The organism is Nocardia iowensis (assembly GCF_019222765.1).
Taxonomy (GTDB): Bacteria; Actinomycetota; Actinomycetes; order Mycobacteriales; family Mycobacteriaceae; genus Nocardia; species Nocardia iowensis.
Map to the genome: position 1 here is coordinate 1,558,840 of NZ_CP078145.1, position 15,398 is coordinate 1,574,237.

Genomic DNA, 15,398 nt, shown 5'->3' on the forward strand with positions numbered 1-15,398 from the left:
CGTTACGGCAGAGCCGAGCGTCACCGAGCTCACGACCGGTCCGATCGAGTGCGCGGTACCGGGTGACGACCGCGTCGAGTGGCGCCGACAGGTGTGAGCCGTACCGCCGAGGCGGCTGCTTCCCCGGGTGTTCGGTAGGGTTCGGCTGGTGAAGGCATTGCGTCGATTCACCGTCCGTGCCCATCTGCCCGAGCGGCTGGCGGCTCTCGGGGAGCTCGCTACGAATCTGCGGTGGTCCTGGCATCCGCCGACGCAGGATCTGTTTGCCGAGATGGACCCGCAGCGGTGGCTGGAGATGGGTCACGATCCGGTGCGGATGCTCGGTGAGGTGCCTGCGGCGCGGGTGGATGAGCTGGCAGCGGACCCGGAGTACGTGCGTCGGGTCGATGCCGCGGCGGCGGACTTACGGGACTACCTGGCAGCGCCGAGTTGGTTCGAGCGCCGGGCCGGGGAAGAGGGCGTGCGCGGGATCGCTTACTTCTCCATGGAGTTCGGTGTCACCGAGGTGCTGCCGAACTATTCGGGTGGGCTCGGGATTCTGGCGGGTGACCATCTGAAGGCCGCTTCCGATCTGGGGTTGCCGCTGATCGGTGTCGGATTGCTGTACCGCTCCGGCTATTTCCGGCAGACGCTGTCCGCCGACGGTTGGCAGACCGAGCATTACCCGGACCTGGACCCGCAAGGGCTGCCGCTGCGGCTGCTCACCTCCGACAACGGTGGACCGGAGTCGGAGACCGCGCCGGTGCTCATCCACGTGGCGATGCCCGACCAGCGCGTGCTGCGCGCCCGGGTGTGGATCGCGCAGGTGGGCCGGGTTCCGTTGCTGCTGCTGGATTCCGATATCGCCGAGAACGATCCGGAGCTGCGCGCGGTCACCGACCGCCTCTACGGCGGCGACCAAGAGCACCGGATCCGGCAGGAGATCCTGGCGGGCATCGGCGGCGTGCGCGCGGTGCGCGCCTACACCAACGCGGCCGGACTGCCCGACCCCGATGTCTTCCACATGAACGAAGGCCACGCCGGTTTCCTCGGCGTCGAGCGCATCCGCGAATTCGTCTCTGCCGGACATGATTTCGACACCGCACTGGCGGCGGTGCGGGCGGGCACGGTGTTCACCACGCACACCCCCGTTCCGGCCGGTATCGACCGGTTCCCGATGCCGATGGTGCGCCGCTACTTCGGCGGCGCGCACGGCGAATCCGAATCCGCCATGCTCCCTGGGCTTTCCGTCGACCGGATCGTCGCACTGGGGCGCGAGGCCGACCCGTCCGTGTTCAACATGGCGCACATGGGTTTGCGACTTGCCCAGCGCGCCAACGGTGTATCGAAACTGCACGGCGAAGTGAGCCGCGAGATGTTCGCCGCGCTCTGGCCGGGCTTCGATGCGGCCGAGGTGCCGATCGGCTCGGTGACCAACGGCGTGCACGCCCCGACCTGGGCTGCCCGCGAGTGGTTCGACAAGGCACGCAAGCACATCGGCGCCGAGCTGGTCGAGGAGGCGCGCGGTTGGGAACGGCTGCGTGATGTCGACCTCGGCGAATTGTGGTCCACCCGGAACACGTTGCGCGCCATCCTGGTTGCCGAGGTGCGCCGCCGGGTCCGCGCGTCGTGGCTGGATCGTGGTGCGGCCGAAGCCGAATTGGGTTGGGTGGACAGCGTTTTCGACCCGGACGTGCTGACCGTCGGTTTCGCCCGCCGGGTGCCGACCTACAAGCGGCTCACCCTGATGCTGCGCGACCCGCAACGGTTGCGCGCCAGGCTGCTCGACCCGGAGCGGCCGATGCAATTGGTGGTCGCGGGCAAGAGCCATCCCGCCGACGACGGCGGCAAGGCGCTCATCCAGCAGGTGGTCCGCTTCGCCGACGATCCGGAACTGCGCCACCGCATCGTCTTCCTGCCCGACTACGACATGTCGATGGCCCGGTACCTGTACTGGGGCTGCGATGTCTGGCTGAACAACCCGCTGCGCCCGCTGGAGGCGTGCGGCACCTCCGGGATGAAGTCCGCGCTCAACGGCGGTCTCAACCTGTCCATCCGGGACGGCTGGTGGGACGAGATGTTCGACGGCGAGAACGGCTGGGCCATCCCGACCGCCGACGGCGTCCGCGACGAACACCGCCGCGACGACCTCGAGGCCGCGGCGCTCTACGACCTGTTCGAGCGCACCGTCGCGCCCCGCTTCTACGACCGCGACACGTCAGGGATGCCGGTGCGCTGGGTCGAGATGGTCCGCCACACCCTGCAGACCCTCGGTCCGCAGGTGCTCGCCTCCCGGATGGTCCGCGACTACGCCGTCGAGTACTACGCGCCCGCCGCCAACGCCTATCAGCGGGCGACCGCCGACGAGTTCGCCGTTGCCCGCTCGATCGCCGACTACCGGCGCCGCGTCGAGGCGGCCTGGCCGTCGGTGAAGGTGATCCAGGTGGACAGCGCGGGCCTGCCGGACACGCCGATCATCGGGGCCCGGTTGTCGCTGTCCGCGCGCATCGACCTCGGCGGATTGCCGGTGTCCGATGTCGTCGTGCAGGCGGTACTCGGCCGGGTGTCGCCGTCCGACGACCTCTCCGACGTCAGCACTGTCCCGATGACGCACACCGGGTCCGATTCCGGCGTCGAGCTTTTCACCGTGGACACCCCCGTCCCGTTGTCCGGTGCCGTCGGCTACACCGTGCGGGTGCTCCCGCACAACGAATTGCTCGCCTGCGACGCGGAGCTCGGGTTGGTCGCCGCACCCAACGCTTGACGGTCCCCGGCCATACGCGGGTTCGACGACGTATTTCGTCCCGCAGCGGCCAGTAGGTGGTCGCACCAGCGCTTTCGGTCCTGCGACGGTCCGAGCGGTTATCGGTGGCCGAATTCTCCGCTCGAGTGAATCGTCGGCTACCGTGCCTGGGCACGCCCGTACCATTCCCCGACTGGAGACCGCCCATGGCCACCGCCGTACCGACCGAGCCCCGAGGTCGCATCGACGCGTTCTTCGGCATCAGCGCGACTGGTTCCACCATGAAACGCGAACTGATGGCGGGCACGGTGACGTTCCTGGCCATGTCCTACGTGCTCGCCGTGAACCCGTCGGTGCTCGGCGACGAGGGGGCGCTCGGCGACAAGGGCATCCCCATGCAGGCCGTGTTCACCGCGACCGCCGTTGCCGCGGTGTTCGGCACGCTCGTCATGGGACTGTGGGCCAAGTACCCGATCGCGCTCGCGCCCGGCATGGGCCTCAACGCGTTCTTCGCCTACTCCGTCGTGCTCGGCATGGGCATTCCGTGGCAGGTCGCCCTGTCCGGCACCTTGCTGTCCGGGATCATCTTCTTCGTACTCGCGGTCACCAAGGTGCGCGAACGCATCCTCAACGCGATTCCGATGCAGATGAAGCTGGCCGTCGGCGCGGGCATCGGGTTGTTCGTGGCGTTCCTCGGCTTGAAGAACGCGGGCATCGTGGTGAACAGCGACGCCACCCTCGTCACGCTCGGCGACTTCACCAAGGGCACCACCCTGCTCGCGCTGTTCGGGCTCGTGGTGACCGTGGTCTTCCTCGTCATCGGCTGGCACGGCGCGGTGCTGTACGGCATCGTGCTCACCGCGCTCGTCGGCATCGTCAGCGGACTCGTCGCACTGCCCGACGGTGTCGTCGCGGCGCCGAAGGGGCTGGAGCACACGTTCGGTCAGGCGATCATCCACCTGCCCGACGCGTTCACCGGACAGATGGCCGTCGTCGTCCTCACCATGCTCTTCGTCGACTTCTTCGATGCCTCCGGCACCCTGATCGGCGTCGCCAACCAGGCCAACCTGCTCGACAAGGACGGCAAACTGCCTCGGGCCGCGAGCGCGCTGGCCGCCGATTCGGTCGGCACCATGGCGGGCGCCGTCATCGGCACCTCCACCACCACCGCCTACGTCGAATCCACCGCGGGCGTGTCCGCGGGCGGGCGCACCGGGTTGACCGCCGTCGCCACCGCGGGCTGGTTCCTCATCGCCATGTTCTGTTACCCGATTTTCGCGGTCGTCGCTGGATCTGGGGAAGTGACCGCACCCGCATTGATCGTGGTAGGCGTGTTGATGGCGCGTGCACTGGGCGAGATCGACTGGAATCGGCTTGAATACTCAGTGCCCGCATTCATCACCATCGTGATGATGCCGCTGACCTACTCGATCGCTAACGGTCTGGCCATGGGAATGCTGTTCTACCCGGTAGTCATGGTCGCCAAAGGCCGGATCAAGGACGTTCACCCGGCAATGTGGGCACTGCTGGTGGTCTTCCTCGGGTACTTCTTCTTCCTCGCGGAGTGAACCCGCCCGAGGGCGACAACGTATAGCAGGAATAAGAACGGGTCCTGGGAAGTTGGGATGCCTCGTGTGATAATCGGACCGCAGTCCGCTTCATCGCCGAGGCTATGGGCCATCAATTGGAAACCGAATTGCAGGGATGAGGACCAGCATGACCACGAAATCCGTACTGGAACGAGCTACAACAAACACCGAACTGGACGGCGTCGCCGCCGACATCGGCCTCCTGATCATCCGAGTCGTTTTCGGCGGACTGCTCGCCGTGCACGGCGCCCAGAAGCTGTTCGGCTGGTTCAGCGGTCCCGGCCTGGACGCCAACGCGGCTGGGTTCGACAGCATGGGTTACAACCCCGGCAAATTCTTCGGCACCCTGGCTGGTCTGTGCGAGTTCGGTGGCGGTCTACTTCTCGCGCTCGGCCTGCTGACGCCGCTCGCGAGCGCCATCGTGCTGGGCACCATGATCAATGCCGTCAACGCCCTGTGGAGTCTGGGACTGTTCGGCAAGGACTCCTACGAGATGCCGTTGCTGTTCGCCGCTGTCGGCGCGGCCATTGCCTTCACCGGACCGGGCAAGTTCTCGCTGGACCACGGCCGTCCGTGGCAGCGCCATGGCTTCGTCTGGGGTGCGGGCGCGGTGGTCATCGCGATCGTCGCGGCAGTGCTCACCCTGATCCTGAAGTGGACGTTGTAAGAGCGAAACCGGTCTCGTGCAGGTGACCTAGGTTGTCCCGCGGGTCTCGCCGCCATTCGGGGGCGGGACCCGCGGCGCTGTCACCAGACGTACAAGGCCCACCTGACGTGCGGGGTAAGCCCACAAGAATAATTACGATGCGCAGGGTCCCGCCCGATCTCCTCGGCTGCCGCGAAAAAGCAGTCCTTCTCGGTGGGATACGTGCCTACGAACCTGCTACCCGGTGGTTGATTCCCGGGTTGATTCGCGTGAGCTGTCGCACTGAGGCCGAAGATCATCATGGCCGCAAGCCCGACCACGGCGGCGGCAGATTTCGCTTTCATGTCGTCCCTCCCGATGAAGCGTTGAATCGTAGTCCGACCGTACGTCGCGATTGCCAATTCGGCAGCGCGCGCACTGATTCCAGGCAGCCGCATGGCAGTCATGCCACTGATCGCTGCCATGTCACAGTCGGGGATGCTGCGTCGTCGTCTTGTTGTGCGGAAAAGTCGAAACAAGGAGACGATGATGGGTGTCGAGATCAGCAATCCTGCGGAGCTGCACGACCCGACCGGGTTCGGGTACAGCCATGTGGCGCGGGTCAGTGGGGAGCTGGTGATCGTGGCGGGGCAGTATGACTCCGATGCCGAAGGGCATACGACCAGTGCGGATTTCGGGGTGCAGGTCGACAATGCGTTCGTGAATCTTGGGATTGCGCTGCGGTCGGCGGGGGTGGATTTTGCTGATGTGGCGCAGTTGCGGACCTTCATCGTCGGGCATGATCTCGACAAGCTCGCGATTGTCGGTAAGAAGATCGGCGAGATCTGGGGTGGGCGGCCGCCGGTTCAGACGCTGACGGGGGTTGCCGCACTGGCGTTGCCGGGGATGTTGTTCGAGGTGGATGCGGTCGCCGTGCGCGGCTGAGCGCGGATTTCGGCTACCTGGCTCGAACCGGTCCGTTGGATGGATCTAGTTTGGTGTGGAACCAGGGGGAGATCTTGTGCGTCTTATCCTGTGTCGGGGTGTCTGGGCCGAAGTCAGGAGAGATATGCGAACCGCCTTTGTGTCGCCGAGGGGTGCAGCACGGATGGTGCTGGCCGGGATGGTGGTGGCCGGGCTGGTCGCGGGGTGCTCGTCGGGGGGTGAGGCTCCGAAGACGGAGGGGCCAAGTGGGAAGTCGACCAACGGTGAGCGGACGGTCGAGTTCAATCCCTGCACGGAATTGTCCGATCAGGCCCTTCGTGCGGCGCGGATAGACCCCGCCTCGAAGGACGTCGTCACCGACGCGCCGACCGGCCCAGTGAGTGCACGGGTCTGTCAGTGGAACGCGGTCGGCGGCCCGTACTTCGTGTCCGTCTCATCTTCGGTCTACACGCAGGACGAAGCCCGTAAGAACGACAAGCTCACGGGATTTCGGGACGTTCAGGTCGGGCCACGGGCGGGGTTGATCTATCAAGACAAGGCCGACGAAGACAAGTTGCGCTGCTACGTAAGTCTGCCCGCGGCGCAGGGGATGTTCGAAGTGACTGTCGGCTGGCGGTACGGGGAACCGATGACGCGTGATCGTTGTGAACTCGCTATCCAGCACGCGAAAGAACTCGAACCTCACCTACCTAAGTAGCTGGTGGCTGTCGGGCTTCGTCGAGCGGCGGTGCAGAGATGCGACTGGGCGCCGTACCGGTCGTGATGGATTCAGGAGGGACATTGGCCGAGACCGAGCAGGCCGATATGCAGGGCATGCTGACGCGATGGCAGACCCTGAAGAAGCAGGCGGAGGGCGGCGAGTTTCGCCTGGACGAGCAGATCGGCCAAGATTTGGCCCGTCATGCCGAGCAGATGCGTACCAAGCTGCAGAACATGCTGAACAAGGCCGGTGAGCTCGAGCACCTGTCTGGGTTCGGCAGCCTCACGTCCGCGGGCGATCTGCGAAACAAGTTTGCTCTCAAGGCGAACAATGGCGACGATTCCGCCGTCAAACGGCTCAAGCAGAGCATCGACGTCGTCATCCTCATGAAGGAAACCTATGAGCTCGCCATCGGGAAACTGAAGGAGTCGGATCAGTCCGCCGCCGACAGGCTCGCCGCACTGAACGCGGGAGGTTCGTGATGGTCTCGTTCAACGAGTGGGTCGTAGCGATCGGCGCGGGAAACATCACCGGCTCCACGCACGAGGCCGACAAGAACAAGCGCACCGATCAGCAGTTGGCCGCCGATGAAAAGGCGAAGTGGGATCAGGATCGCGGGTACGTCAACAACGAGTGGTCGGGATTGTTGTCGGAGTACGGCAGCGACCGGTTCGACGGCCGGGCGATCAAGGCGCAGGATCCGTTCGAGACCATGTCCCATCAAGCGATTTACGATGCGCTGCAAGGGGTCAAGCCGGACGAGATCAATACCAAGGCGGACGGCTGGCGCAGATTGTCCGATGATGCGCGGACTGCCGTCGCCGAGTTCTCCACGGGCGTAAACCAATCCATCACCGAGCACTGGAATGGCAAGTCGGGCAAGAGCGCGATCGATGCCACCCGTGAATTCTCGACCACGTTCACGAAACTGGCCGCCTCGTTCCAAATGGTCGGGCACGGTTTGGATTTGACGCAAGCGCACTTGGCTCAAGCCAAAGGCTCTGTCGGCAAACCCGACAACTACACCATCGGTGACAAAATCATCGATGCGCTTCCCGGGCAGAACATCATCAAGGGCCCTACGCACCGCGCGCAGGAAGCGGAGAGCGAGGCCCGGCTCGTCATGACCCAGTACTACCGGCCTGGGATCAATGAAGTCGATGGCATCACCCCGATCCTCCCCGAACCCACCAGCCCCGTGGACAAGAACAATTCGGGCGACCCAGGGAGCAATCCGAGCTCGAATCAACCGAGCAGTCCGGCGAGCGCCAACCCGACGGGTTCGCCCGACGGCACGGACAAGAACCCGCAGGGCGAGGAGAACAAACCCGACAACCCTCAGTCGACGCAACCGGCGAGCACGGATACAAACACCACGTCGGATAAGCCGACCAGCACCACTCCGGCCTCGACCACCCCGGCCGGTACGACCAGCGCCGACGATCCGAGCAAGTCACGCAACCTGTCGACGCCCACCAACACCCCGTCGGCCACAAGCCCGGGCACACCGTCCGGCGTCCCCGGCACCCCGAGCTCCACTCCCGGCCCGGGAAAAAGCGTCCCCGCCAAACCCGCCACTCCCACTCCCACCGCTGCTGCCGCGACCGCCGCCCGAGCCGCCGCGGCAGGCAGGCCGGGTGCGGCGGGCTTCCCCGGCATGGGTGCGGGCGGCGCCCGCGGCAAAGGTGACGACGACGGCGAGCACAAGACCCCGGACTACCTGATCTACGACCGCGGTTCGGAGTTGCTCGGCACGCAACCGCCCGCGCTGCCACCCGGCGGCGTCATCGGCGGGTAAGCGAGCCGATCATGACCCGGTGCACCTTGCGCACGACGGCGCGGGCTAGCGAGGCTAACGCATGACCGAATCCCGTTGGCGCCTCAACGGTTTGATGTTTGAGCTGGCACTGGCAGCGCTCGGCCGTGACCGTCTTCCGTATCCCTTGCGCTACACCATCGAAGGCGTGCAGGCCTACGAGGACTACGAGCGTTTGCGCACCAATGCCGCGCAGCAGTTGTCGAGTTTCGCCGGTCCCGATTTGTTCAACGCCCTGAAGGTCTTGCTGGAACCACAGGTTCGCGTCGAGGTGCACGGCTTCTTCGGGCGCGACTTCGGCCAGGTGGTGCGCGTGCACGCGGGAATGACCGCCCGCGCCGCGACCATCGCGGTCCAATTGCCCGGCCCCACACAGGAATACGGCCGCGACATCTTGCTGACCCGATGCCCGCCGCAGGCGGTGCCCGGGCAGATCGCCGCGAACCTGCCGAATTGCGTGGGTGGCCGATATCCGGCGATCAGCGGCCGCCGGTCGGATCTGGACCGGGTCGAATACGCCAAGCACCCGACGCGCCTGTCGCACACCGAGCAGCTCAACCGCATCGTCCGTCGCCCGCGCTCCGGGCTCGGCGAAATCGGCGTGTTCGCCGGCGGCGCGATCGACAGCAGGCCGACCACCGACGGCCGCGGCTTCCATTGGATGGACTACCTGCCCGCCGACGGCCGCTATCTGCTGCACCACCACGGCGACGACGAGTTCACGCTGACCCCTGGCCCGGTGGGGGAGATCCAGCGTCAGCTGCACGCGCTCATCGAAACCACCTACCGCTCGGCGGCACCCAGCTGGTAGTCAGGGGTGCAGGACCAGCATGGTGTGCGCTCCATGGTGGAATTCGTAGCTGGTTTCGCGGAGGCTGGTCCGAATGCCTTTGTCTTCGAGTTCCTTTCGGAGGTAGCTGACCAAATCGTCCAGCTGGTGACCTAGGTGGTCGACCAGCGGGTAGACCCTGGTCTCGCCCGCGCAGACCCTGGCCAGCTCGAGCAGGGCCGCGAGATGGAAATCGGCGGTCAACCGATCGGCGTAGGTGAACAGCAGGTGCGAGCTGAGTGCCAGGTCGAAGCTGTTTTCGGCGAAGGGGAGCGACGGCAGTTCGGTGGCGACGTACCGTTCGGGGTGCGCGATCAGGTCCGCGCCGAATCGCTGGGCGGCGGCGTGCCGCATTGCGCGGTGCTCGCCGGGGCCGCCGTACCAGTCCCACCGATACATCGCGGAATGTGCTGTGGCCCAACTACTTCCGCGATCGGTCTCGGTGAGTGCGAGACTTCTCAACTGGTCGGGCTCGCGGGCATAAACCGGATCGGCGGCGGTCACTTGGGCGCCGAGGACACTCGCCTCGGCCGTGAAACTGGCTGCGCCGCCGGGGCAGTCGAGAATCCGGCCCCGCAGGTCGGCATCGGCGAGAGCGAAGATGGCGCGATACTCGGCCAATGATCTTGCGCTGACCAGAAATTCGCCTAGGACATCACTGTCGGAAAGGTGCTTCATCTGGAAACGGTCTCATGCGCGGACCGGGCGCGAGCGGGAATTTGTGGTGTCCCCGCGCCGCGTGCAGGGCTTGGCGCGGGGACCGCCGATACGTTCGGTGTGGGAATTGGGGTTCACCGAAGTACCACCCTCAATTTACTTCTGTTCGGAAGTATGCGCGCCCCAATGTGCGCGGGATCACACAGCGTTTTCGTTGAGCCGTTGGAGCGCTTTCACGACGACTTCGGGGTTGGCGGTCTCCCAATACGGCGGCAGCGAGGCGCGCAGGTATCCGCCGTAGCGGGCGGTGGCCAGCCGGGAGTCGAGGATGGCGACCACGCCGCGGTCGTCGACGCTGCGCAGCAACCGCCCGGTGCCCTGGGCGAGCAGCAGCGCCGCGTGGTTGGCCGCGATCGCCATGAACCCGTTGCCGCCGCGCGATTCCACCGCGCGCTGGCGCGCGGTGAGCAGCGGGTCGTCGGGACGGGGGAAGGGGATTCGGTCCAGGATGACCAGGCTCAGCGACGGACCGGGCACATCGACGCCCTGCCACAGCGATAGCGTGCCGAAGAGCGAAGTCTCCGGATCGTCGGCGAACTTGCGGACCAGCGCGCCGGTCGAGTCGTCGCCCTGGCACAGCACGGGCGTGTCCAGTCGCTCACGCAAGGCCTCGGTGGCCGCTTTGGCCGCGCGCATCGAGGAGAACAGCCCGAGGGTGCGACCGCCCGCGGCCTTGATGAGCCGTTCGATCTCGTCCAGGTAGGCGGGTGCGAGGCCGTCGCGGCCGGGCGCGGGCAAGTGCTTGGCGACGTAGAGGATGCCCGACTTCGCATGGTCGAACGGTGAGCCGACGTCGAGCGAACTCCACCGCACCTTGTCGGCATCGGCGGGCGCCTGCGCGCCATTGGCCATGCCGGTGTCGGCCCGGTTCGACGACTGCGCGGGCAACCCCCAGGTGATCGCGAGCCCATCGAACGAGCCACCGATCTGTAGCGTCGCCGAGGTCAGCACCACGGTCGCGGTGCCGAACAGCCTGCTGCGCAAGAGCCCACCCACCGACAGCGGCGCCATCCGCAGCGAGCGCCGCGTTACGCCGCGCATTTCCTCCGCGGACAGCCAGATCACGTCGCGCCGGTTCGCTGGATCCGGTTCGTCGAACGCGGTGAGCGCGCGCACCGCCGTGTCGTGCACCTCATCGATAGCGGCCAGCGCCTGTGTGCGCGCGGCGGCGGTCTCGACATCACCCTGCTGGGTGGTGCCGCCCTGCGGGGCGAGCGCGGTCCGAACGTTCCAAGCGGCATCGCGGATGAGGGCGAGCACCGGGGCGACGCCGTCGGGCAGCCGCTCCCAGCGGGCGGCGGGCAGCTCGTCCAGCACGTTGTGCCAGGCCTCGGCGGCACTTTCGAGGCGATCCACCTCTTTTTCGTCGATGAGTTTGGTGCAGCGCCGCGCGGCCGCGCTGATCGCCGAGGAGGCCAGCTCGGCGGTGGCCACGCCGGTGACGCGGTCGACCAGCTCATGCGCCTCGTCGATCACCACCACATCGTGTTCGGGCAGCACCTGGATGCCGCTGATCGCGTCGATCGCCAGCAGCGCGTGGTTGGTCACCACGACGTCGGCCTGCGCCGATTCCGCCCGGGCCCGTTCGGCGAAGCAGTCCTGACCGAACGGGCAGCGCGACTTGCCGAGGCATTCGCGCGACGACACGCTCACCTGCCGCCAGGCGCGGTCGGTGACGCCGGGCACCAGCTCGTCCCGGTCGCCGGTCTCGGTGTCGGAGGCCCACTCGTTGAGCCGCTGCACCTCCCGGCCGAGCCGTGAGACGGCGAACGCGTCGAACAGTTCGGCCTCGGCTGGCTCGTCCGGAATCACGCTATTGATCTTGTTGAGGCAGAGGTAGTTGTTGCGGCCCTTGAGGATCGCGAACTTCGCCGCGCGCCCGAGCGGCTTGCTCAGCGCCTCGGACAGGCGCGGCAGATCGCGGTCGACCAGCTGCCGTTGCAGGGCGATCGTCGCGGTCGACACCACCACTGTTCGCCCGGTCCGCACCGCGTGCCGCAGACTCGGCACCAGATACGCCAGCGACTTGCCGGTGCCCGTCCCGGCCTGCACCGCCAGGTGCTCCTTGGTGTCGATCGCGTGGTCCACCGCCGTCGCCATCGTCACCTGCCCGACGCGCTCTTTCCCGCCGAGCGCCTGCACGGCAGTGGCCAAAAGTTCGGGGACGGCGGGGAGTTCGGGCACGCGAGCAGCCTACTGCCCGGCACCGACACCGGACGCGCCCCTTGCGGTGATCGATTCGGCGTACTCGAGCCGTCGCTCGGCCGCGCGGTGTGCGGCCGTTACGCGCAGACGCTGCCTTCGAGGTCGACGCCCGCGGTGCGCATGCGGTCCAGCGCGGCGTCGGTGGTGGCGCGGGAAACTCCGGCGGTCAGGTCGAGCAGGACGCGGGTGTCGAAACCTTCGATCCTGGCGTCCAAGGCGGTGGCGCGGACGCAGTGATCGGTGGCGATGCCGACGATGTCGACCGCCTCGATGTCACGGTCGTGCAGCCAGTCGGCCAAGGTGGTGCCGTCCGCAGTGGTGCCCTCGAAACCGGAGTACGCGGCGGAATATTCGCCCTTGGAGAAGACCTCCTCGATGGGCGCGGTGTCCAGATTCGGGTGGAAGTCCGCGCCCGGGGTGCCCGCCCGGCAGTGCGGTGGCCAGGAATCGACGTAATCGGGGTGCGTGGAGAAGTGATCGCCGGGATCGACATGGAAGTCGCGGGTCGCGACGACCGCGGCGTAGTCGGTGGCCGCGAGATGATCGCTTATTCGGGACGCGACCGCGGCACCGCCCGGGACGGCCAGCGACCCGCCCTCGCAGAAATCGTTCTGGACGTCGACGATGATAAGGGCTCGGGTCATGATGACCTCCCGCGGTGGGAACGATGTACCTGTATTGCATTGTGCCGCTCGGTAAGACCGTCGGTGCAGGCGGCTCACGAAAGTCTCGGGCATGCCGCCGATACGCCGTTTCGCCGGGCGCCGGGCGTTCAGTTCGCGAACGTGGTCGGCACGGCGGGCTCACCGGCGGACAGCTTCAGCCCCTCCCACGGCAGGCTGATCAGTCCGTGCGCCACGTGGTCCCGACTGTCCGACAGCGTCGGCAGATCCTCGACCGGCTTGCCCCCGCGGACCAGCGGGACGAGCAGCTCCCTGGCCTCGTACCCGTTCGACGCGGGCGCGGGCCCTGCCGCCGGGTAGACGATCTCCTCGACGATGGTCCCGGTGTCCCTGGACAGCCGCACCGCCTTCTTCGTGCCGCCGCGCGACTCCTTGTGGCTGCTGCGCTTGGCGACCGGCACCCCGTCGACCTCGACCAGCTTGTAGACCATGCCCGCGGTCGGCGCGCCCGACCCGGTCACCAGCGAGGTGCCGACGCCATAGACGTCGACCGGCTCGGCCCGCAACGCGGCGATCGCGTACTCGTCCAGATCGCCGGACACCACGATGCGGGTCTTGGTCGCGCCGAGACCATCCAGTTGGTCGCGCACCTGCCTGGCCAGCACGCCGAGATCACCGGAATCGAGGCGCACCCCACCCAGTTCCGGCCCGGCAACCTCGATCGCGGTGGCCACGCCGCGGGTGATGTCGTAGGTGTCGACCAGCAACGTGGTGCCGATACCGAGCGCTTCGACCTGACTGCGAAACGCGGCCGCCTCGTGCTCACCATCCGCCCCGCTGTGCTCACCCACCCCGTCCGCTCCGCCGACTGCCGTCCCCGCATGCAGCAACGTGAACGCGTGTGCACTCGTCCCCGCACCGGGCACACCGTAGCGGCGCACCGCCTCCAGATTCGACGTGGCGTCGAAGCCCGCCAGGTAGGCGGCGCGGGCGCTGGACGGTGCGGCCAGTTCGTGAGTGCGCCGCGACCCCATCTCGATCATCCGGCGCCCACCGGACGCGCTGACCATCCGGGCGGCGGCCGAGGCGATCGCGCTGTCGTGGTTGAGGATCGACAGGACCAGCGTCTCCAGCACGACGCATTCGGCGAAGCTGCCGCGAACGGAGAGCACGGGGGAGCCGGGGAAATACAGCTCACCCTCGGCGTAGCCGTCGATGTCGCCGGTGAAGCGGTAGTCACGCAGCCACTCCACCGTCTCGGCGGGCAGGAATCGCGCGACCACTGCCAGCTCCGCTTCGCCGAACTGGAAGTGCTCCAGCGCGTCGAGCACCCGGCCGGTGCCCGCGACGACGCCGTAGCGGCGGCCGTGCGGGAGACGGCGGGCGAATACCTCGAAGGTGCAGCGGCGATGCGCGGAATCGTCGGCCAGCGCGGCGGCCAGCATGGTCAGTTCGTACTGGTCGGTCAGCAGTGCGGTGCTGGTGACGCCGTCGCCGTCGCGGATGTCCACGCAGCCAACTGTAGACAGGGTGGTTGTTCAGCATAGGCCGGTGCCCGCCCAGCGGTTGTGAAATGCTGGAAACAGGGCTGAGCGGGGTGTTGCTCATTCGGAGGCGAGTCGTACCCTTGACGTTATGGCCTTGTGCAACATAGTCCGAGGCGGCGTCGTGGTGGACGCCGTGGACGCCACGCTGTCGGCGGCACAGGCGACCCCGGAGGCGGTCGAATACACCGAGATCTTGGAAGCGGAAGATCGCCCGTGGGTCACTGTGGTCTGGGACGACCCGGTCAACCTCATGCACTACGTCGCCTACATATTCCAGAAGCTCTTCGGCTACAGCAAAGCGAAGGCGACCGAGCTGATGCTGTTGGTGCACAACGAGGGCAAGGCGGTGGTCTCGTCCGGTTCGCGAGACAAGATGGAACATGACGTCCAGCGGCTACACGCCGCGGGACTCTGGGCGACCATGCAGCGGGACGACTGACCAGGACGACTACCCTGACGCCGTGCGGAAGTGGAGCAGGAAAAACTCGCTCAGCGGTCTCAAACTGCGATCCGAGATGGACGCACGAGAGGCCAACGTGCTGAGGTCGCTGGTCGGCGCGGTCTCCGGGCTGCTCACCGAGCGAGCCGAAGCCGCGCCCGAGGACGACCTCGCCGCGCTGACCGGACTGCGCACCGGCAACACGGTGCCCCCCGAGGATCCGCGGCTGCGCAGACTGCTGCCGGACTTCCACCGCAGCGAACCCGGTTCCCCCGATGCCGACCGCGCCGACCTCAACAGCGCGCTGCGCGGACTGCACGAACCGGAGATCATCGATGCCAAGCTGGCCGCGGGCAGCGTCATCCTGGACACCGTGCCCACCGAGGGCGGCAAGATCGTGCTCACCCCCGAACAAGCCGACGCCTGGCTGACCGCTCTCACCGACGTGCGGCTGGCACTGGGCACGGTCCTCGGCATCGACGCCGACACCCCCGATCACCTGAGCCCGGACGACCCGAGGGCGCCGCACCTCGACGTCTACCACTGGCTCACCTGGATGCAGGACTCGCTGCTCCAGGCCCTGGCCCCCTGAACATCTCCGTTGTCTTCCCGAATGCCGGAGCCGAGTCGCGGAACGTCAC

The 15,398-nt window shown here is 67.0% G+C and carries 14 protein-coding genes; 10 read left to right on the forward strand and 4 right to left on the reverse strand.

Features of this window, described 5'->3' with window-relative positions; genetic code table 11:
* Positions 1-148 precede the first annotated feature (148 nt).
* From glgP to KV110_RS07020, 8 genes are all read left to right on the forward strand, one after another.
* Positions 149-2,743: an alpha-glucan family phosphorylase gene (glgP, locus tag KV110_RS06985; RefSeq protein WP_218474438.1), complete on the forward strand. Its 2,595-nt coding sequence runs from the start codon at positions 149-151 to the stop codon at positions 2,741-2,743.
* A gap of 185 nt (positions 2,744-2,928) precedes the next feature.
* Positions 2,929-4,290: an NCS2 family permease gene (locus KV110_RS06990; RefSeq protein WP_281427744.1), complete on the forward strand. Its 1,362-nt coding sequence runs from the start codon at positions 2,929-2,931 to the stop codon at positions 4,288-4,290.
* Between the two features lie 148 nt (positions 4,291-4,438).
* Complete coding sequence (locus KV110_RS06995; protein WP_218474440.1) at positions 4,439-4,978, forward strand: DoxX family protein; 540 nt, start codon at positions 4,439-4,441, stop codon at positions 4,976-4,978.
* Positions 4,979-5,401: 423 nt separating this feature from the next.
* Positions 5,402-5,881: a RidA family protein gene (locus KV110_RS07000; protein ID WP_246634375.1), complete on the forward strand. Its 480-nt coding sequence runs from the start codon at positions 5,402-5,404 to the stop codon at positions 5,879-5,881.
* Between the two features lie 163 nt (positions 5,882-6,044).
* Positions 6,045-6,578 (forward strand): DUF3558 domain-containing protein, encoded by a 534-nt coding sequence (locus tag KV110_RS07005; RefSeq protein ID WP_246634376.1) that lies wholly within the window; start codon positions 6,045-6,047, stop codon positions 6,576-6,578.
* 83 nt (positions 6,579-6,661) lie between these two features.
* On the forward strand, positions 6,662-7,063 hold the full coding sequence (locus KV110_RS07010; RefSeq protein ID WP_218474444.1) for a hypothetical protein: 402 nt from the start codon (positions 6,662-6,664) through the stop codon (positions 7,061-7,063).
* Complete coding sequence (locus KV110_RS07015) at positions 7,063-8,379, forward strand: PPE domain-containing protein (protein WP_218474446.1); 1,317 nt, start codon at positions 7,063-7,065, stop codon at positions 8,377-8,379. The genes KV110_RS07010 and KV110_RS07015 overlap by 1 nt, the downstream gene beginning before the upstream one ends.
* Before the next feature lie 61 nt (positions 8,380-8,440).
* Positions 8,441-9,208 carry an ESX secretion-associated protein EspG gene (locus KV110_RS07020; protein WP_218474448.1) on the forward strand — a complete coding sequence of 256 codons (768 nt, stop codon included), beginning with the start codon at positions 8,441-8,443 and terminating at the stop codon, positions 9,206-9,208.
* Here KV110_RS07020 and KV110_RS07025 read toward each other — a convergent pair whose 3' ends face one another.
* The 4 genes from KV110_RS07025 to KV110_RS07040 form a co-directional block, all read right to left on the reverse strand.
* A complete protein-coding gene (locus KV110_RS07025; protein WP_246634377.1) occupies positions 9,209-9,904 on the reverse strand; it encodes a class I SAM-dependent methyltransferase in 696 nt (231 codons plus the stop codon).
* A gap of 177 nt (positions 9,905-10,081) precedes the next feature.
* On the reverse strand, positions 10,082-12,127 hold the full coding sequence (locus KV110_RS07030) for an ATP-dependent DNA helicase (RefSeq protein ID WP_218474450.1): 2,046 nt from the start codon (positions 12,125-12,127) through the stop codon (positions 10,082-10,084).
* A gap of 98 nt (positions 12,128-12,225) precedes the next feature.
* On the reverse strand, positions 12,226-12,792 hold the full coding sequence (gene pncA / locus KV110_RS07035) for a pyrazinamidase PncA (protein WP_218474452.1): 567 nt from the start codon (positions 12,790-12,792) through the stop codon (positions 12,226-12,228).
* Positions 12,793-12,920: 128 nt separating this feature from the next.
* Positions 12,921-14,282: a nicotinate phosphoribosyltransferase gene (locus KV110_RS07040; protein ID WP_218474454.1), complete on the reverse strand. Its 1,362-nt coding sequence runs from the start codon at positions 14,280-14,282 to the stop codon at positions 12,921-12,923.
* Between the two features lie 124 nt (positions 14,283-14,406).
* Between KV110_RS07040 and clpS the strand changes: the two genes are divergently transcribed.
* On the forward strand, positions 14,407-14,757 hold the full coding sequence (gene clpS / locus KV110_RS07045; RefSeq protein WP_014982109.1) for an ATP-dependent Clp protease adapter ClpS: 351 nt from the start codon (positions 14,407-14,409) through the stop codon (positions 14,755-14,757).
* A 22-nt stretch (positions 14,758-14,779) separates the two neighbouring features.
* Entirely contained in the window at positions 14,780-15,349 is a 570-nt protein-coding gene (gene aosR / locus KV110_RS07050; protein ID WP_218474455.1) for an oxidative stress transcriptional regulator AosR, read from the forward strand.
* Positions 15,350-15,398 lie beyond the last annotated feature (49 nt).

What these genes read in the sequence shown, in the direction of transcription:
- KV110_RS07020 (WP_218474448.1), top strand. Translation starts at nt 8,441, where the DNA reads ATGACCGAATCCCGTTGGCGCCTCAACGGTTTGATGTTTGAGCTGGCA.
- pncA (WP_218474452.1), bottom strand. Translation starts at nt 12,792, where the DNA reads ATGACCCGAGCCCTTATCATCGTCGACGTCCAGAACGATTTCTGCGAG.
- KV110_RS07005 (WP_246634376.1), top strand. Translation starts at nt 6,045, where the DNA reads ATGGTGCTGGCCGGGATGGTGGTGGCCGGGCTGGTCGCGGGGTGCTCG.
- clpS (WP_014982109.1), top strand. Translation starts at nt 14,407, where the DNA reads ATGGCCTTGTGCAACATAGTCCGAGGCGGCGTCGTGGTGGACGCCGTG.
- KV110_RS07015 (WP_218474446.1), top strand. Translation starts at nt 7,063, where the DNA reads ATGGTCTCGTTCAACGAGTGGGTCGTAGCGATCGGCGCGGGAAACATC.
- KV110_RS07025 (WP_246634377.1), bottom strand. Translation starts at nt 9,904, where the DNA reads ATGAAGCACCTTTCCGACAGTGATGTCCTAGGCGAATTTCTGGTCAGC.
- KV110_RS06995 (WP_218474440.1), top strand. Translation starts at nt 4,439, where the DNA reads ATGACCACGAAATCCGTACTGGAACGAGCTACAACAAACACCGAACTG.
- KV110_RS06990 (WP_281427744.1), top strand. Translation starts at nt 2,929, where the DNA reads ATGGCCACCGCCGTACCGACCGAGCCCCGAGGTCGCATCGACGCGTTC.
- KV110_RS07000 (WP_246634375.1), top strand. Translation starts at nt 5,402, where the DNA reads ATGCCACTGATCGCTGCCATGTCACAGTCGGGGATGCTGCGTCGTCGT.